16 protein-coding genes and 2 pseudogenes are annotated in these 18669 nt (G+C 59.1%); 1 reads left to right on the forward strand and 17 read right to left on the reverse strand.

What is annotated here, in order from left to right; all coding sequences use genetic code 11:
- Positions 1-805: 805 nt before the first annotated feature.
- The 11 genes and pseudogenes from fliF to P6U16_RS07355 all read right to left on the reverse strand — a co-directional run bounded on the left by fliF (position 806) and on the right by P6U16_RS07355 (position 11417).
- A pseudogene (gene fliF, locus P6U16_RS07305) lies at positions 806-2498 on the reverse strand (flagellar basal-body MS-ring/collar protein FliF).
- Between the two features lie 304 nt (positions 2499-2802).
- Positions 2803-3195 (reverse strand): hypothetical protein, encoded by a 393-nt coding sequence (locus P6U16_RS07310; RefSeq protein ID WP_277703201.1) that lies wholly within the window; start codon positions 3193-3195, stop codon positions 2803-2805.
- Positions 3196-3314: 119 nt separating this feature from the next.
- A complete protein-coding gene (cheD, locus tag P6U16_RS07315; RefSeq protein ID WP_277703202.1) occupies positions 3315-3869 on the reverse strand; it encodes a chemoreceptor glutamine deamidase CheD in 555 nt (184 codons plus the stop codon).
- Positions 3866-4254: pseudogene (locus P6U16_RS07320) on the reverse strand (response regulator). Before P6U16_RS07320 ends, cheD begins: the two are co-directional and overlap by 4 nt.
- A complete protein-coding gene (locus tag P6U16_RS07325) occupies positions 4255-5313 on the reverse strand; it encodes a chemotaxis response regulator protein-glutamate methylesterase (RefSeq protein WP_277703203.1) in 1059 nt (352 codons plus the stop codon). It lies immediately after the preceding pseudogene.
- On the reverse strand, positions 5310-6215 hold the full coding sequence (cheR, locus tag P6U16_RS07330; protein ID WP_277703204.1) for a protein-glutamate O-methyltransferase CheR: 906 nt from the start codon (positions 6213-6215) through the stop codon (positions 5310-5312). The genes P6U16_RS07325 and cheR overlap by 4 nt, the downstream gene beginning before the upstream one ends.
- Entirely contained in the window at positions 6212-6679 is a 468-nt protein-coding gene (locus P6U16_RS07335; RefSeq protein ID WP_277703205.1) for a chemotaxis protein CheW, read from the reverse strand. The genes cheR and P6U16_RS07335 overlap by 4 nt, the downstream gene beginning before the upstream one ends.
- Before the next feature lie 6 nt (positions 6680-6685).
- Positions 6686-8983 carry a chemotaxis protein CheA gene (locus tag P6U16_RS07340; RefSeq protein WP_277703206.1) on the reverse strand — a complete coding sequence of 766 codons (2298 nt, stop codon included), beginning with the start codon at positions 8981-8983 and terminating at the stop codon, positions 6686-6688.
- 17 nt (positions 8984-9000) lie between these two features.
- Positions 9001-9318 (reverse strand): response regulator, encoded by a 318-nt coding sequence (locus P6U16_RS07345; RefSeq protein ID WP_277703783.1) that lies wholly within the window; start codon positions 9316-9318, stop codon positions 9001-9003.
- Between the two features lie 48 nt (positions 9319-9366).
- Positions 9367-9660 carry an STAS domain-containing protein gene (locus P6U16_RS07350; RefSeq protein WP_277703207.1) on the reverse strand — a complete coding sequence of 98 codons (294 nt, stop codon included), beginning with the start codon at positions 9658-9660 and terminating at the stop codon, positions 9367-9369.
- A 134-nt stretch (positions 9661-9794) separates the two neighbouring features.
- Complete coding sequence (locus P6U16_RS07355) at positions 9795-11417, reverse strand: globin-coupled sensor protein (RefSeq protein ID WP_277703208.1); 1623 nt, start codon at positions 11415-11417, stop codon at positions 9795-9797.
- A gap of 546 nt (positions 11418-11963) precedes the next feature.
- Here P6U16_RS07355 and P6U16_RS07360 point away from each other — a divergent pair.
- Complete coding sequence (locus P6U16_RS07360) at positions 11964-12143, forward strand: hypothetical protein (RefSeq protein ID WP_277703209.1); 180 nt, start codon at positions 11964-11966, stop codon at positions 12141-12143.
- 95 nt (positions 12144-12238) lie between these two features.
- Here the strand turns inward: P6U16_RS07360 and P6U16_RS07365 are convergent, their stop codons facing one another.
- From P6U16_RS07365 to rhaS, 6 genes are all read right to left on the reverse strand, one after another.
- Complete coding sequence (locus P6U16_RS07365) at positions 12239-13600, reverse strand: FGGY-family carbohydrate kinase (protein WP_277703210.1); 1362 nt, start codon at positions 13598-13600, stop codon at positions 12239-12241.
- A gap of 4 nt (positions 13601-13604) precedes the next feature.
- Positions 13605-13919 (reverse strand): L-rhamnose mutarotase, encoded by a 315-nt coding sequence (gene rhaM / locus P6U16_RS07370; protein ID WP_277703211.1) that lies wholly within the window; start codon positions 13917-13919, stop codon positions 13605-13607.
- A 10-nt stretch (positions 13920-13929) separates the two neighbouring features.
- Complete coding sequence (locus tag P6U16_RS07375) at positions 13930-14934, reverse strand: ABC transporter permease (RefSeq protein WP_277703212.1); 1005 nt, start codon at positions 14932-14934, stop codon at positions 13930-13932.
- Positions 14934-15914, reverse strand: coding sequence for an ABC transporter permease (locus P6U16_RS07380; RefSeq protein ID WP_277703213.1), 981 nt, complete (start codon positions 15912-15914; stop codon positions 14934-14936). The genes P6U16_RS07375 and P6U16_RS07380 overlap by 1 nt, the downstream gene beginning before the upstream one ends.
- Entirely contained in the window at positions 15911-17407 is a 1497-nt protein-coding gene (locus tag P6U16_RS07385) for a sugar ABC transporter ATP-binding protein (protein WP_277703214.1), read from the reverse strand. The genes P6U16_RS07380 and P6U16_RS07385 overlap by 4 nt, the downstream gene beginning before the upstream one ends.
- A gap of 225 nt (positions 17408-17632) precedes the next feature.
- Positions 17633-18622 (reverse strand): rhamnose ABC transporter substrate-binding protein, encoded by a 990-nt coding sequence (gene rhaS, locus P6U16_RS07390; protein WP_277703215.1) that lies wholly within the window; start codon positions 18620-18622, stop codon positions 17633-17635.
- Positions 18623-18669 lie beyond the last annotated feature (47 nt).

The following is an 18669-nucleotide window of genomic DNA, read 5'->3' on the forward strand; positions in this document are numbered from 1 at the left end:
TTTTCCCGGGCGTTCCGCCACCCGGCACAGACGCAAATCAGTACGCGAATCACTACATAAAATGTACATCGCCCCCTGCGAAAAACTACTGCCATCTTCTCGGGATTTACTTTTGACCACATTCATGAGTCGATTCGGGCGCTATCAGGAGAAAACCGCGCCTCGTCGCTGCAGGCACTCATAAGGGATTTTCAAGCGCCTGATATCATTAACTTTTTGTTAATCTACTCGCTCGGCAATCTGTTATTTTTTGCTTTTGCAGCACAGATTCGGCAGCGTGAACGGAAGATTTTGGAGCGGAAACGAGTCGGGGAACGGGCAAGCCAGACATTCGAAAAGATCATTTTTCTATTTGATTCTCCGCCTGTTGCCAAATTGCATCAACCACGTCGACAGTCGAACCTCGGATGAATCCATTCTCGCCAAGCTTAACTTTGGATTCCTATTTAAGTAATATTCTGGATATATTGAGTCTTAGCGCGGCCGAGCTTTTTCCGACAGAGTCTTGCGATATTTTTCAGAAACAACAGCGAATCAAAAGACCGGTAATTTAACATTTTGTTAAATATAACGAATCGAGCCAAGAGCTTTATCGGGCATGTGGGCGTGACCGATTCTTGTCATAGACTCTGCGAGACTCTGGAATACAGCGCGCATCCGTCCACTAATTTTCCGACGCCTTACCGGAAGGCTGTGGTGAATTGTCGGTCGGCTCCTGTCGCGCCACGAGGATTCAACAAAGATCCCGCACGATGGCGGGATTTTGGAGCGCTGGGTCCTGTCTAAGATCGGACCGGATTTCCTGTCAGGCGGCCCGCTCGGCCGCCCACTTGCGAAGGATCTTCGCGGTGCGCTCTTCGCTGATTTCCACCATGCGTGCCAGGCGCCGCTCTGGGCCTTCCTTGACGCGGCGATTGAAACCACCGTCGCTTTCGCTGTCGTCGCCCAGGCTGAGCAAGTCGTCCGTACTGTCGAAACCAAAATCTGAACCAAATCCTTCCATAAGGGCGCCACCGGCGGCGCCTGGAGATGGGGAGAAGTCCGGCAGTTCGAGGCCAGCGCCATCAGCATCTGCCAGTGCGGTGCTACCGCCACCTAGACCGACCGAACGTGCCAGCGGCCGCAGACCCATCCAAACCACCAGGAAAGCCACTACGACGAAGGCAAGCGCGTTGATGATCCCGCCGACATTGCGGGTGAGCGTTTCCATTATGCCCGGTCCGGCAATCGCCTCGTTGAGCAGTTCGGTGTTGACGAAATCCATGGCTGTCAGGGTGATCACGTCACCGCGCGCCGGGTCGAGACCGACGGCGGACGCCACGATTTTCTGCATTTCGGCAATATAGGCGTCGATTTTTGCCTGGTCTGCATTTTCGCCGACCATGGCTGCGACACGACCCCGATTGACGACGACGGCGACCGAAAGCTTTTCAACCGTATAGCTGCTTTTCACAGTTGCGACAGTTTTCGAATTGATCTCGTAGTTAGTCTGCTCTTCCTTTTTCTCGGTCTGGTCGTTCGACTGAGGACCGCCGGTCCCGCCGGTCGGCGCCGCCTGCGGCACGTTCTGCTGAACGGTCGCGGCATTGTCTGCTTGTTGCTGACTCGATTTCTGCTCTTCCTTTGTCACACGGGTCGAGCGTTCGACACGCGATTCCGGATCGAACACTGTTTCCTGGATCTGCTGCGTGTCGGTGTTCAGCTTTGCCGTGACGCTTGACCGGAAGTTGTCCATGCCGAGGAACGGGGCAAGCGCCTTGTCGATATTGCTTTCGATTTCCTTCTGGACGTTCTGGATAATGCTGAGCGACTGGTTCATCGCGCTGTTGGAAGGGTCGTCGCCGGAGGCCAGAAGCTGGCCGGACGAGATCGAGGATCGTCACGTCGTCGACGCTGAGGCCAGGCACCGAGGAAGCCACCAGATGACGGATCGAGGCAGCGGCGTTGCGGCCGACACTGGCGCTCGCACGGATCATCACGGACGCCGTCGGGGTCTGCTCAGCCTTGCGAAAGCTGCCGCGGTCCGCCATGACGATGTGGACCCGGGCAGCCTGTATGCCGGAAATCTGTTGGATGGTTCGGCCGATTTCGCCTTCAAGCGCCCGAACGCGCGTCACCTCCTGCATGAAGGAGGTCAAACCGAGCGAACCGACATTGTCAAAGAGTTCGTATCCCGCGTTGGCGGAGTTTGGAAGGCCGCGCTCGGCCAGATAAAGTCTGGCCTTGCCGGTCATGCCGACGGGGACCTGCAGGCTGCTGCCATCGGAGCCGACATCAAAATCGATATTGGCCTCCGCCAGCGCCACGCTGATCTGGTTGAGATCGCCGCTTTCAAGGCCGACGTAGAGGGTTTCGTAGGCGGGTTTGTTGACATAGATGCCGGCGCCGAGAACGATGCCGACCGCGATGACCCCGGCAGAAATGAGGGCAATGAGCTTGCCCTGCCCGAGACTGGTCAAATTTTTCATGACCGTCGAAAGTTGATCCAACAGATTCATTCTGTTTCCGCACCCAGTGGCGCATATTTCGACCGAGTAACATCACTCGAGCGAACAATCATGCGCAGATCCAAACATTCGGGCTTGCTGGATGATGATTTGGCGCAGTCGGCCTAATGCAAATCACGCGCAAATCTACCAGCCCCGATTGGGACACTAGAAGACGAAACTTGCGCGAACTTGTCTTGGAAGGCGGTTTTCAACGGCGGTGCAAAACGCAGAGGATTGGCATGTGGAGAACGAGAAGCCGCTCTGCCAAGGCGAGGAAGCAGAAAGCCCGCCCTCACCGAGAATATGATATGTTCTAAAATGCCTCGAAGTCGCCGGCCGCTTCGGTGAGCGGCTGTGAATGACCATGGCGAAGCATGCCATTGCCAAGCGACTTCTGCATGTCTGCTAGCTTCACCAGGTTGAGGGCTGTTGTAACGTCGATCATCCAAGACTGCGGTATCGCCGCGGTCACCGTGTCGATAAATTCAGCCAGGCCACGTGTCTTCTGGACGGCGAGATCAATGCCCTGCAGTAGTTTCATACGATCGGCACTCTCCAGGAGCGCCTCACCATGGACTTCGCTCAGCATCGGCTCGATCCGCTCGATCAGATAGGCCACGTCATAGAGTTCCGAAACGATGCGCATCATCACTTCCGGAAGCGCTTCGTCAACGTGAGGCATGTGGCTCTTAAGTTCGGTCTGCATTACTCTTCCTCACGCTGATAACAAATTCCGTCCGGATCTTTCCGCTTCGGACGACCTGCATTCGAACCTTGCCGATCCTTCCGGCCGATGCGCCGCGCAAGCGCGCAGCACCACCGGACCTAGAAGAATTCGATCGTATTTTCGACGGGTCTCGATACAGGAGCCGGACGCTGCTCGAGGGCAACCGTCTTCTGTGTTTCGACACCGGTCAGCGCATACTGGCGCGCCCGACCGCTGAGCGGCCAGTATTCCAGCTTGCGTCCGTGCTCTCCGCCGGTGCTTTCACCGACGATCTGAATGCCTTCGTCCATCAGGAACTGCCGGGCAAACAGAGCGTTCTGCTCGCCAACATTGGAAAACCGCGCAATCGTTTTGGCACCGCCGAAAATCTTGGCTTCCAACCTTTCACGACGCGCTCCCTTTTTCAGCAGCCCGTTGATCAGCAATTCCATCAGGTGAACGCCGTAGCGCGTTGCATCCCCGCCGGAGGCCATCGCTTCGGCCGAACCCGGCAGAAGAAAGTGGTTCATGCCCCCGACACCCGCGACCGGATCGCGCATGCACGCGGACACGCAGGAGCCCAAGATGGTCGAGAGCACCACATCCGGATCACTGACCACCTTGAATTCACCCTGAATGACGTGCAGGCGTTTGACCGCGGCCTCTTGGATCATTTCAGCGCCCCAAACACAGCCTCGATCGCTGCCTTCATCTTCTCGATGGTGAACGGCTTGGCGAGCACGTTGTTCGCACCGAGTGCCGCTGCCTTGGTCACCAGTGCACGGTCACCTTGCGCTGTCAGCATGATGAATGCGGCTTTCTTGGTGGCAGGGTTTCCGCGAACGGCGGCCAGGAGGCCGAGCCCGTCCATCTTCGGCATGTTGAAATCGGAGATCACCAGGTGATGCGGCTGGGCGGCCATGATCTTGGCCCCTGTTCGCCGTCGCCGGCAACCGTGATCTGCTTGAAACCGAGCTGCTGCAAGGCATCGCCCAAAAGCAGGCGGCTCGTTACCTGATCATCGACGATCAGAACCTTGATTTTTTCCGCTAGGGACATTTATTCGCTTCCTTCTCTTCGGGCGGCGGCGCTTTTCAATACTTCTTCCCCGATTGAGTTGAGGGGTAGTTGTGTTTCGACGGCGCCCAGTTCATGGGCGACCCTCGGCATTCCATACACCACGCAGGTTTTTTCATTCTGACCGAATGTTCGAGCGCCCGCGTGGCGCATTTTCAGAAGACCGGATGCGCCGTCACGGCCCATTCCGGTCAGGATCACACCGATCGCATTGCGACCGGCGAGCTCGGCAACCGAGTCAAACAGGACATCGACCGAAGGCCGGTGCCCGTTGACGGGTTCACGGTCCAGCAGACGGCAGGACGGTGATGTTGGATTGACGACCTGCAGGTGGCGTTCGCCACCGGGCGCCAGATAAACCTTGCCGATCTCCAGCCGCGCGCCATCAGTCGCCTCCTGCACAGTGGGTGCGCAAAGACGATTGAGGCGTTCCGCAAAGCTCTTGGTGAACGTGTGCGGCATGTGCTGCGTGATCACCGTCGGCGGGCAGTTGGCCGGGAATTTCTGCAGGACGGCGATCAGCGCCTCGACGCCCCCGGTGGAGGCTCCAATCGCGATGATCTTGCGGCCGGCACGATAGTCCACCGCAGCATTGGCATTAGCAGGACTAGGCGCTGCCACCTTGTTGCCGGTTATGATAAATTTGCGCTGCGAGCGTGCGGCGGCCTTCACCTTGTCAGCGAGATCGCTGAACGGACGCAGGTCGCCCGGCAGGGGTTTGCCGACGCAGTCGAATGCTCCGATTTCGAGCGCCGAGATCGTCGCCTCGGCGCCTTTGTGCGTCAGGGTCGACACCATGATGACCGGCATCGGCCGAAGCCGCATGATCTTGTCCAGGAATTCCAGACCGTTCATGTTAGGCATCTCGATATCGAGCGTGACGACGTCCGGGTCCAGTTCCTTGATCGCCTGGCGCGCCTGCATGGCGTCGGCAGCCTGGCCGACGACATTGACGTCCGGATCGGCATTCAGGATCGCCGTGATCAGGCCGCGCATGGTGGCCGAGTCATCAACGACGAGAACGCGTGCTGGTATGGTCATGAGCGCCCTCCTTGGGGTTTGCCGTTCAGGCGGTAAGTGGTGATTCCAATATTGTCGAAGACCGACTTCGCATCGCCCGAAACGCGCTCAGAATGGCCGATATAAAGATGCCCCTTGGGATTCAGCATGCCGGCAAAACGCGACCATATTTTCATCTGCGTCGGCTCGTCGAAGTAGATGACGACGTTGCGGCAGAAGATGACGTCGAACTGCCCCTTGAACGGCCATTGCGCCATCAGGTTGAGTTCGTTGAAGGTGATTAGCCGCTTAACCCGGTCATCGACCTGCCATTTCTGACGTCCATTGGCGTCGACCTCTGAGAACCATTGCTTTCGCATGGCAGGACTGACGGTTTCGAGCGCGGTCGCGTCGTAAGCGCCAGCCTTCGCAAGCGCTAGAATCTTTGGGTCGATGTCGGTTGCCAGAATGCGAAAATCGAGATCTGCGACATTCGGCATCATCGACAGAACGGTTAGCGCAATCGAATACGGTTCCTGACCATCCGAGCAGGCGGCAGACCAGATGCGCACGCGTCCACCGCTTTTAGCACGGGCCAGAAGCTCTGGCAGCACATCCGATTTCAGATGCTCGAAGTGGTGATTTTCTCGAAAGAACCGCGTGAAATTGGTTGTCAGATGCGAGAGCATATCCCGGCGTGCCGCAGCGCCTGCCGGCGATGAGACCAGCGAACAATATTCCTTGAAGCCCTTCAGGCCGAGGGTGCGGATATGCTTTGAAAGGCGCGAGTAGACGAGCGAGGCCTTGGACTCATTCAGATAAATGCCTGCGTCCGCATATATCATTGCAGCAACCTCGGCGAGGTCACGACGAGTCAGCGGATATTCGCCGCTCGCCAGACATTCGTCCGGGTTCAGTTTGCTGTCAAAGGCTGGCATGCTCATGCGGCTTCACTTTCGGAATGAGGAAAGACAGCTTCCAGTTCGATCAGGCAGATCATCCGCCCTTCTATCGCCAGGATGCCACGTGCAAAGGTTCTTTCGAATTCCGACGACATGTCCGGTGTCGGCTGAATGTGTTCGTCGTTAATCGTCAATATATCGGACACGGCCTCGACCAGCAGCCCGACGATCCTGTTCTTGACCTGCGCAACAATGATGACATGCCGCACTGTCGGTTCTGCCGGTTTCAAGCCGAGACGAGCCGACATGTCGATGATTGGCAACACCGCGCCACGAAGATTGAGCACGCCCAGCACATAGGACGGTGCGTGCGGCATCGGCGTGACCGGCGTCCAGCCTCGGATTTCACGAACAGACATGACGTTGACGCAGAATTCCTGGTCACCGATGCGGAAAGCAATCAGCTCCCGGCCGCCATGAGTCAGATTTTGTGCGAGATACGTCATCGTCTTTTATCCAGCCGCGGCAAGCGACGCTTCGAGTTGCAGGGACTGGCCGCGAGACGCCGAGACGACGGAATCTACGTCCAGGATGAGAGCGACACGGCCATCACCGAGAATGGTGGCGGCAGCGATGCCGGGCACGTGGGTATAGTTCGCTTCCAGGCTCTTGATGACGACCTGGCGTTGCCCCTGGATGGCATCGACCATCAGGGCGCGCTGGCCGCCGCCTTCGGATTCCACCAGAAGAGCCACACCTTCGACCGGATTTGCCTGTGTCGAGCGGAAGTTGAGGATCCGGCCGACATCAACAAGCGGGCAGAAGGAATTGCGGATCGAGATCAGGCGCTGGGTCGCGCCGAACGAATGGATCGCCGCGGCTTCAGGCTGCAGGGTCTCGACGATCGCGGTCAACGGCACCACCAGTGTCTGACCGGCAACGGTCACGACCATGCCGTCGAGGACAGCCAGCGTCAGCGGCAGGCTCATCGTGAAGGTCGATCCGTGGCCCGGCTTCGACGAAATGTTGATGCGACCGCCGAGTGCCTGGATGGAGCGTTTGACGACATCCATGCCGACACCGCGTCCGGAAAGGTCGGAAACCTTGTCGGCTGTGGAGAAGCCTGCGTGGAAAATCAGGTTGTCGATTTCCTCGTCCGAAAGATTGGCGTCTGCCGTGATCAGGTCGTTGTCGATGGCCTTCTGGCGCACCTTTTCGCGATTGATGCCAGCTCCGTCGTCAGAGAGTTCGATGACGATACGGCCGGACCGGTGCTTTGCGGTGAGCTTGACCGTGCCTTCGGCGCTCTTGCCGGCGGCAAGGCGTTTTTCGGGCGTTTCAAGGCCGTGATCGACCGCGTTGCGGATCATGTGCGTCAGCGGCTCGGCCAGTTTGTCGATGACCGTCTTGTCGACTTCAGTGTTTTCACCCTCGGTAACGAGGCGAACCGATTTGCCGGTGATGTCCGCGATTTCGCGGACGGTACGGGCCATGCGCTGGAACACCGGCTTGACCGGCTGCGCACGGATCGCCATGACCGAATCCTGGATTTCCCGGGTCAGTTGCTGCAGTTCTTCCAGGCCCATATTGATGGACGAGGTACCGTTGGCGTCGTTCTCGATGACGCTCTGCGAGAGCATCGCCTGGTTGATCACAAGCTCGCCGACGAGGTTGATCAGCCGATCGACGCGATCGAGATCGACACGGATCGTCGGTGCGGCAGCCGAAGAGGCTTGCTGGGCATTGTTTTGGGCGGCAGCGGCAGCAGCGCCCTTGTCGCTGGCGGCGGCGCGCGCAGCATTGCCGGCCATCTGAACGACATTGTTGGCCGTTTCGGCAGCAGCAATCGCTTCGTCGCGCTGGGCGACGAGATTTTCTTCCTCTTCCGTCACGCCGAGAGGAGCGTCGGATTCAGCATCGAGAGCCGAAAGATCGAAAGGAACCGGCTGCATGGGCAGATCGCTTTCCGCAACCACGCCTTCGCCACCCACTTTCGATACTTCCAGATCGCAGTCCCACTCCGCAAATTCGAAGACGGAGCGGATCGCGTCCTCGCCCTTGTCGGTTTTCAGCGAAATCTTCCACCAGAAATATGCTGCTTCGGGATCGAGTTGGTCGAGCGACGGCAGGTCACTCATATCGCAATGAATGCTCATTTCGCCGAGACGCGAAAGGTCGCGCAGGAGAAGCGTCGCTTCGTTGCCCTTGGTATAGAGATCCGACTTCGGCTTGAAGATGATGTCGTAGGCTGGCAGTTCGCTGACCTCCGGTTCGTCGCCACCGAAATCATCAAACGAGAACGCCACCGGCGTAAAGCCCTGATCATTCGCAGCCGGCGCGGCAGCTTCAGCAACAGGCGCTGGTGCAGCCGGCTTTGCCTTCGGCGCGACGGCAGGTGCAGGAGCCGCAGAAGCTGTCGGCAGCGGCGTACCGTTTGCCAGCGCTTCCAGTTCACGGATCAGCTGTTTTGAGCGAGCCTGATCAACACTGCCGCCGTCACGGGCGACATTGGTCAGGTCGGCCAAAACGTCCGCCGATTTCAGCATGACCTTCAGGACTTCCTGGTTCGGTTCCAGCTTGTTGGAGCGAACGCAATCAAGTGTGGTCTCAAACACGTGGGCGAAAGAGACAAGATCATCAAGTCCGAATGCCCCGGCACCGCCTTTGATGGAGTGCACCGCACGGAAAACCGCGTTCACCGTTTCCGGGTCACGATCACCGTCGTTGAGCCTCAGGAGACCTGATTCCAGCTCGGCGAGTTGTTCCTCGCACTCCTGGAAGAAAATCTCTTTGATTTCGTTCATATCCATTGGGTGAAATCCTGGCGTTAAGCTGTTACACGCTCGATTGCATCGATCAGTTTCGTCGGATCAAACGGCTTGACGATCCAGCCTGTCGCACCAGCCTGACGGGCGCGGTTCTTCTTTTCAGCATCGCTTTCGGTCGTCAGGACCAGGATCGGGATGGCCCGGAATTTTTCGTTCCGACGCACACCTTCGATAAAGCCGAAGCCGTCGAGACGGGGCATGTTGATGTCGGTCACGATGACATCCGGATTAGCGTCTTCGAGGACTTCGAGCCCCTCGATGCCATCTTCTGCCTGGATGGTTTCAAAACCGGCATTGTTGAGCGTGACGAGGAGCATGTTGCGGATCGTGCGGCTGTCATCGACGGTCAAAACTTTTTCTTCATTTCAAATCTCCTTTGCCATCAGGTGATCGATATTGATCCCGATGAGCTGCGTCGTTTTCGTGAAAGCGTCCGACACCTTGGCAAAAGTGAAAGACTGTTTGTCCTCTTCCCATGTCTTGGCTCCAGCCAGCAGGACCTGCAGGCAGAGCGCGCCCACGCGTTCAACGGCAGAGGCATCGACGACGAGGTTATTGCCGCGCAATGCCGTCAGCTTTCCACGCAAGGAACTTGCCTCGTTCAGATCGAGGACCGGCGCGAGACTTAAACTTTTCTGAGCAGCCTTCTTGGTTGCCATGCCTATCTTCCTTGTCTGCCTGGGAGTAATTTGCACTGTTGGTTCATGACCGTATCGGCTCGAAAGCAGACAGCGGCGCGCGCCGGCAAGAAGTCGGGCAACGTCTGGATGCTATGTTTGCGGCGGCTCTGCATCTAGCGCCCCCATCCGGCTAGGCGGGCCTGCAGCCCAAAACCGTCATCGTCCGAGGCAAACGAAATTTCATCCGCATCGGTCCGCGCCGGGGAAATCGCGACCGGCTGCGTGCGCACCGGCAGGGATGCCGCCGACTGGCGCTGGACGCGGAACTGGCGAATGGTCTGGCCAAGCTCAAGAATGACCGTCTGTAGATCGCCGCAGTTTCCGTGAGCCTCACTGGCCTGCACCGCGCTGGAGCGGATCTCGGCACCGATCCGACCAACGTCGGTCGTGACCGTCTGAAGGCCATTGACCTGTTCCGCAGTTTCTTCGGCGATCCCGGAAATCGCGGCATTGATACCGCGGACCTGCTCGACAATGCTTTCGATCGCATCCTGGGTGCGCCCAACCATTTCCACCCCGGCTTCCACCTGGGATTTGGTCGTGCTCACCAGTTGCTTGATTTCACGTGCTGCGTCGCCGGAACGCTGCGCAAGCGCGCGCACTTCCTGGGCAACCACGGCAAAACCACGACCGCTTTCACCGGCGCGCGCCGCCTCGATGCCGGCGTTGAGCGCGAGAAGATTGGTCTGGAAGGCGATCTCATCGATGACGCCGATGATTTGGCCGATTTTCTCAGCAGACGTTTCGATATCGGCCATGGCGGAGATTGCCTGGCCGGCCACCTCGCCGCTGCGCTCCACCGACTGGCGTGTCGCTGCGGCGGTCTTTTCCGCGTCCCGCGTCTGGACCGCATTGCTGCGGACGCGATCGACGATGGAACCGAGCGTTCGCGCCGTCTCGTCAAGCGCCGCCGACTGCACCTGCGTCGTTTCCGACAGGTGCTGCGTGCGTGCGCCAAGCCCGGCACTGGAGGTTTCAAGCGTTGTCGTCCGTTCCGTGACCGAAATCATGCTGCGCTCCAGACCGTCGAGCGCGCCATCGAGCCGGCGGGCGAGGCCCTGGTAGCTTTCGGGAACATCATCAGGCGCGCGGACGGAGAGATTGCCTTCGGAAAGCCCCTCGACAACAGCATCGAAAACCGCATTGGCTTCGGCCTCACCGGCCTTGCGCTGCTCGATCAACTGGCGCTGGTGTGCATGGCGTTGTTCGTTGAAGCGAAGCGAGACTGCGATCTCCGTATCGACGAAAACCGTGCGGACAAGTGCGGAGACGAGGTCCAGCAGTTCACCCTTGCGCGACTTGCCGAGCGGCAGCATGGACTTCGGCCAGAAATCCTCGATCATGGCGCAGAGCAGCCGCTCCAAAACGACCGCATGGCCGGCGATCTGCCAGCGCGGGTCGAGCCCCATCTTGCTTTCGGCATCGGACAAAACCTTGACGCGCTCGGCATAAAGGCTGTCGAAGCGGGCATCGGTCAGCACGTTCCAGTGGGAAGACTGCAGATCATGAAGACGTTCGATCTGACGGTCGCTGGTAAAATGGCGGGCGGCCTCGGGGAATGTCTGGAGGCGTTGGAAGAGATCACGGAGCGCCAATTCGACCTGCGGGCCGAGTGCCTGGCGATGCCGGCGAATGACGTCGGTCTGGCCGTCGTCGAGACCAGCAAAGCGCAGACGCTCAAGCAGACTGCCTGCCTGGGCCTTTCGCGACTGGTCTGTTGACGTATCCTGTCTCAACGCTGTTCCCCGGTTCAGCGCATGATCCTGAAAAGTAGATGTGCTTTTCAGACGGGATCATGCGAAAATTCCATATCGAGCGCCGATTACTGCATTCCACCCGAATGCGTCCGGCACCGCTGCACTGACGAATTGACAGGAAAGCCGGCCCGTTGACGGGCTTGTGCAAAGGAGAAACCTCAAGTCGTAAGACTCACAGGCATCAGCCCACGCGATATGGTTTCCCAAGTCTATTCGTGAAGTTTGTCATACCGGACCAAACCCGGTTCGACTGCGCGGCATCATGCCTTGTCGGGAACATCGGAACTTTCGCATTCCGAGGTGTACGACCATGTTTATGGTTAATTCCTTGCTTGAAGGTTAACGGTTCATCGTTTGTATATGGTTTCGCTAAAATTAAGCCGATCGGATCGCGCTCGTCGATACCGGAGGCAGATCGCTCAAGTCTTCCCGTCCAAAAACTACAGGTTCTCAAGGGTAAGACTTGGGAATTGAAGTTTCCGCCCTGCAACGCTATTTTTTGTTCTACTCTGCTTGAGGTCAGCCATGCGCAAGCATGCTGAGCCAGTGTACAGCGGCATCATGATGATGACGTTAGAAGGGGAATGGACAATGATTGTTCTTGGATTGTGCGCCATGCTTATCGCCACCCTGACACTGGCTGCTGTTTCGATGCTTCTCAACATCGAGGACGAAAACAAGGCGGCGACACCTCGAATTTTCTGATGATTGCGGGCCGGCTGTACTCGGCCGGGCGAAGTCAATCGCGCGCCTGAAGCTGTCTTTTTCCTTGGGGAATCCCTGATTATTCCTGGCGACGTTTAACCGGCCGATGCGCGCCAAGCTGCCGCATAGGTGCAGTGTTCTTCTGATACATCTCCGCTTAAAGCAACGGTTTGCACCTGTGCACGGCTTGAATCCGCAAGACATGCCGCGCCAAGGCTCGTGCCCGTAGCGCTCTGGCTGCCCGTCAGCACCGGGCGTCCTGTTGCCGCCGCCAGCATCCGCAGATAGCTGGTATTCCCGGCAAATGGTCCTTCCACCACGATATCGCCCCGCGCGCCGATAAGATCGAGGCTTGTTGCCGTCATCAATGCCAAGTGAAAGGACACGACGACATAGCGTTCTGCGGGCGTAAGGCTGGTTTCATCGCAGGTCCAGCGGGCTTTCGCATTCGGAAATGGTCCTGAGCCTTGTGGAACCGACGGCATCAGCATGCACCTGCGCCGGACGATGTCCGCCTCGACCTCCGCCGAACCGCAAACCTCCGCCTCCGGCATCAGCGTCGCGAAGGCGCGCCCGCCCATGAAGCGGGCCGACGGCACGGGGTCGCCAAGTGCGTTGACGTTGATCAACGTATCGCGGACTTCGTCCAGTGCCACCTTTTGCGCGCCCACGGCCATGATCACCACCCAGGTCCCGGTCGAAACCACGGAGAAGGGCGACGGCCGCGACAGGACATGCGGCAGCAGCGAGGCGTTGGAATCGTGAATGCCGCAATAGACCGGGAGCCCGTCCGGCAGACCGGCCTGCTGCGCAACGGCAGGCAGGAGGTCGCCGAGCACATCGCTCGCCTTGCGCACCGGTGCAAACAGACGTCGCCAGCCGCGCGCATCCACAAGCGTTGAGAAATCGCCGCTATAGGGGTTCCAGAGATCTGTATGGCAACCAAGCGAGGTCAGTTCGTTCGCCAGTACGCCGCTCAGCCGGTAGGACCAGTATTGTGCATAGGTGAGAATGGTGGCGACTTTGGCAAATTCCTGCGGGAAGGTCTGTTCCTGCCAATAGATTTGCGCGCCGATGTTGAGGCCCATCGGAAGACGCGCGGCACCTGTCTCTGAAAAGGGTGGCCGGAGCCTCTCGTAATCGGATGCCAGCGTATCAGGACCGGTGAATTCATAGTCGAGCAAGGGAAGCGCCAGATCGCCATTTTCGTCGAGCAGCACCGCCGTCGCGCCGTGCGTGGTGACCGAAATCGCATCGATCGGCACTTCGGCATTCAACTCGCCGAGACTATCGACGATGAAGCGCCAAAGCTTTTCGACGTCGAAATGCGGATAGAGGCCATCCGAAGTCACGCTATTGGCCGTCTTGCGAACCGCGATTTCGGTAAAGCTCTCGAGATCGACAAGCGCGACCTTGGCATTCGTCTTGCCGATATCGATGACGGCGATGGTTTTCATGCGCTCATGCCATATGGAAAACGGTGGCGAGCGGCACTGCGACCGGCTCGTTGTCGGCTTTTGTTTCCATGACGTCGGCCATGTAGGCCCACCATTTCTGCATTACCGGATGCGACGGCAGATCAGACATGGTGTGATCCTCCGTGCGCCAGAGCACGCCGAACAGGAGATGGGTCTCCTCATCCAGATGAATGGAATAGTCGGAAACGCCGGCATCTTTGAGGAGCGCCGACAATTCCGGCCAGATGGCATCGTGCCGTGCCTTGTATTCCCGCGCCATGCCCGGGTTCAGGCGCATGCGGAACGCGTATTTTTCCATGGTCCGCTCCTCAATGCGCCATGCGGCGGCGGGCGCGCGACCACAGGATCGGCAATGCGATCACCGAAATCAACAGCACGCCGATGAAAATCGACATGACGATGCCGGGAACGTTGAGCAGGCCGAAACCGAAGGTGACCATGCCCATGATGAAGGCTGCCAGCACGACGCCCGGAATGGTGCCGGAGCCGCCGAGAATGCTGACGCCGCCGAGCACGACCATGGTGACCACTTCCAGCTCGACGCCGAGCGCAATCGATGGCCGCGTCGAGCCGAGCCGCGAGGTCAGGCATATGGACGCGATGCCGGCCATCAGGCCCGTCAGCAGGAAGAGGATGAACTTGACGCGGCCGACGCGCACGCCGGAGAATAGTGCTGCCGTCTGGTTGTTGCCGATGGCATAGACGCTGCGGCCGAAATTCGTCTTGTGCAGGAGAACGCCGAAGACGATTGCCGTCACAACGAACAACGCGAGTTCGAAGGAAAACACCCACCAGACATAACCCTGGCCGAAGAAAGCGAAGCTTTCGGGATAGCCGGTATAGGCCTTGTCGCCGAGGATGATGAACGACAGCCCGCGGAACAAGCTCATCGTGCCGATGGTAACGACGATCGACGGCAGACCGAGACCGGTGATCAAAAGGCCATTGACCATGCCGCAGAGAAGACCGGTGCCGAGCCCGACAAGGACCAGCACGGGTGTATCGGCACCCATGGTCACGGCAAGGCCCATCGCCGTCGATGTCAGTGCGATGATCGAGGCGACCGAGAGATCGATTTCACCCGATATGATAACGAGCGCCATGGCAAAGGCGATCAGCGCCTTTTCCGTGAAATTGAACGTCGCGTCCGACAGGTTCCACGGATCGAGGAAATAGGGCGATGCAAAGGAGTTGAACGCGAAGATCAGGAGCGCCACGACGAGAAGCAGGCTTTCCCAGCTTTTCAGCGCACGACTGCTGCGGCTGCGCAGCCGATCCGGGATGATCCGGGGTGAAAGATGCGCCTCTGCCATCAGACCGCCTCCGCTTTTTTCAGAATGACACGGCCCTTGCGCTTTTCCGTGCGGGCATTGACGGCCACGGCGATGATGATCACCGTTCCGGAAATCGCGAGCTGCGCGAAGGGCGAGATGTTGATGACCGGCAGCGCGTTCTTGATTACGCCGAGGAACAGGCTGCCGAGCACGGCGCCGGCGACAGAGCCGATGCCACCGGCAATCGAGATGCCACCGATGACGCAGGCCGCGATGATATCGAGCTCGAAGCCGGCGGCGATATCGACATAGGCGACCGCATAACGCGACACCCAGAGATAGCCGGCAAGACCGGCCAGAGCGCCGGACAGGCAATAGGCGAGGAAGCGCGTCCGTCCGACATCGATGCCGGTATAGACCGCCGCATGCGGATTGCCGCCCACCGCGAAGAAGGCGCGGCCGATCGGCGTGCGCGTCATCAGGACATAGATGGCAGCGATCGCGGCAACCGAGAGCCAGGACAGGATTGGGAAACCGGCAAAGGATGCGCGCGGCAGCGCCTTGAAGGCATCGCTCATCTGATGCGCGTTGATCCAGGCGCCGTTGCTGAGGAGAAAGATCGTGCCGCGAAAGATCGTCAGCGTTCCCAGCGTCACGACGATGGGCGGAATATCGAGTTTCCAGACGAGCAGGCCATTGATCGAGCCGAGGGCCGCGCCGAGTGCCACGACAGTGAGGATGACCATCGGGATCGGCACCCCGGGAAAGGCGGCATTGATCATGGCCGCGACCATGCCCGATAGAGCCAGATTGGCGGCCATGGACAGGTCGATGCAGCGCGTCAGGATGACGGCCATCTGGCCGAGCGCCAGGATGATCAGGATCGAGGTGTCATTGTAGACACGGGCGAGATTGGCCGGCTCGATGAAGCCGGGGAAACGCAGCGCGATCGCGAAGACCAGCACGATGATCGCCAGGACAAGCAGGATTTCACGGTTCTTGAGAAGTTTGGCCATCACGCAGCCTCCACAATGCCGGCAGCGGCGCGCACCAGTTTTTCGGCTGTCAGTTCGGAACGCTCGAAACGCCCGGCAATGCGGCCTTCGCGCATGACGATGACGCGATCGGCCATGCCCATGATCTCAGGGATTTCCGAGGAAACCATAATCACGCTCAGCCCCTGTCCCGCCAGTTCGCTCATGAAGGCATGCACGGCGGCTTTGGAGCCGATGTCGATACCCTTGGTTGGTTCATCGAGAATAATCACCTTCGGCTGCGTTGCCAGCCATTTGGCAATCACCACCTTCTGCTGGTTGCCGCCGGATAAAGTGCCGACATCCTGATCGAGCGAGGCGGCACGCAGGTCGAGGCGCTGCGTATATTCGCGTGCCAGCGCAAATTCATTGGCAAGCTTCAGGAAGCCGGAGCGTGATGTGCGGTGCAGAGACGGCAGCGTCACGTTCTGGAAAATCGACAGGCCGATGATGGCGCCTTGGCGGCCGCGCTCTTCCGGCACATAGACGATGCCCGCTTCGATGGCTTCCGCCGGAGAGCGGATGACGAGAACCTTGCCGTCGAGCTTCACGGCACCCGCAGACGGGCGCGTGATGCCGATCAGCGATTGCATGAATTCCGAACGACCGGCACCGATCAGGCCATAGAAACCGAGGATTTCGCCGCGGCGCAGTTCGAAATGGATGTCCTCGAATTCGGTCGGGTGGCGATAGCCCGAGACGGTCAGGACCGGTTCGCCGATATCAACATCGACTTTCGGGAAGACCTGGCCGACGTCGCGGCCGACCATCATCTTGACGAGACGATCCTGATCAACATCGGCAATCAGCCCCTCGCCGACCATGCCGCCATCGCGGAACACCGTGTAGCGGTCGGCAATGCGAAAAATCTCGTCGAACTTGTGGCTGATGAACAGGATCGCCTTGCCGTCCGCCTTCAGCCGGTCGATCAGCTCGTAGAGCTCGTGAATTTCCTTGTGCGACAGGGCGGCGGTCGGCTCGTCCATGATGACGACGCCGGCGTCGATCGACAGCGCGCGGGCGATTGCCACCATATGTTTGTTGGCGATGCCGAGATCACGCAGCCGGATCGTCGGATCGATGTCGGCGCCGACGCGGGCGAGAAGCTCGCGGGCGTTGCCGTTCAGCGTCTTCCAGTCGATCAGGCCGAAGCGGTTGCGTGGCGCGTGACCAAGGAAGATGTTTTCCGCAACGGAAAGCTCATCGAACAGCACGGTTTCCTGGTGGATGGCCGTGACGCCATGGCGGGATGCGGCCATCGCGGTCGGGAATTGGGTCTCGATGCCATTAACGCGGATCGTTCCACCATCGGGCTGGTAGATGCCGGTCAGAATCTTGACGAGGGTCGATTTGCCCGCGCCGTTCTCGCCGATAAGCGCAGTCACGGAGCCGGGATACAGCGACAGCGAGACGTCGGACAGCGCCTTCACGCCCGGGAAGGACTTGGAGATGCCTTCCAGCGTTATGGCGGGTTTCATCCGCAATGGGGTCGTTTCCTGCAGCAAGAGGCAATCCACCGGTGGAGTTGAATTTGAAGTAGCTAGGCGTGTTGCAAACCGCGGGCTCCCTCTTCTCCCCGCGGGGAGAAGTGCCGAGCGCCAGCGAGGCGATGAGGGGTCTTTCCGCAACGCTGTGTTTGCCGAACCGCCCCCTCATCTGCCCTACGGGCATCTTCTCCCCGAGGGAGAAGAGAACCTTTCAAATCAGAAGATCTTCGAGAACTCTTCGACGTTCGAAGCGTCGTAGACGAACGGGTCGGCCATGGCGCCTTCATTGTTGTCGTCGAGCTTGACGGTGCCCATGCGGCCCATCTTGAGTTCGGCGCCCGGCTTTGCTTCCGCGCCGCCGATCAGGTCATAGGCGATCATGGTTGCGGAGTAGCCGAGATCGATCGGGTTCCAGATCGCGAAGGACTTCGACGCGCCGGACTTCACATGGCCCGCCATTTCGGACGGAAGACCGAGACCGGTGACGTTGATCTGCCCTGTCTTTCCGGCATCGGTAACGGCCTGTGCTGCAGCAACGATGCCGACGGAGGTCGGCGCGATGATCGCCTTCAGGTTCGGGTAGGACTGGATGAGGCCTTGCGTTTCGCGATAGGACTTGTCGGCGAGGTCGTCACCGTAAACGGTGGCAACGACGTTGATGCCCTTGTAGTTCGGCAGCACCTTCTTCATTTCCTCGATCCAGACGTTCTGGTTTGTCGAGGTCGCCGTTGCGGAGAGAACAGCAACATCGCCGCCTTCCGGCAACTGGTCAGCGGCCAGCTTGATGATCATGTTGCCGATCAGCGGGCTGGACGACGGGTTCAGGTGCATCGAACGGCCTTCCTTGGCGACGCCCGAATCCCAGGAAATAACCTTGATGCCGCGTTCCATGGCCTTCTTCAGGGCCGGAACCAGTGCATCCGTGTCATTGGCGGAAACGGCGATCGCATCGACCTTCTGGGCGATCAGCGAATTGATGACCTCGATCTGGCCTTCGGCCGTCGTCGTGGTCGGACCGGTGTAGATCACCTCGACATCGCCAAGTTCCTTGGCAGCTTCCTGCGCGCCCTTGTTGGCGGCCTCAAAGAAGCCGATGCCGAGCGCCTTGACGACGAGCGCGATCTTCTTGTCCGCGGCATGTGCGGTGCCGGCCATCAGCGCCAGCGAAACTGCCGTCGTGACCATCAGAGCCTTGAAAATTTTCATGACATTCTCCTCCCGTTAAAACCGCATGCGGTCACAGCGACCGCCTT

The organism is Rhizobium sp. 32-5/1 (assembly GCF_029537235.1).
GTDB lineage: Bacteria > Pseudomonadota > Alphaproteobacteria > Rhizobiales > Rhizobiaceae > Pararhizobium.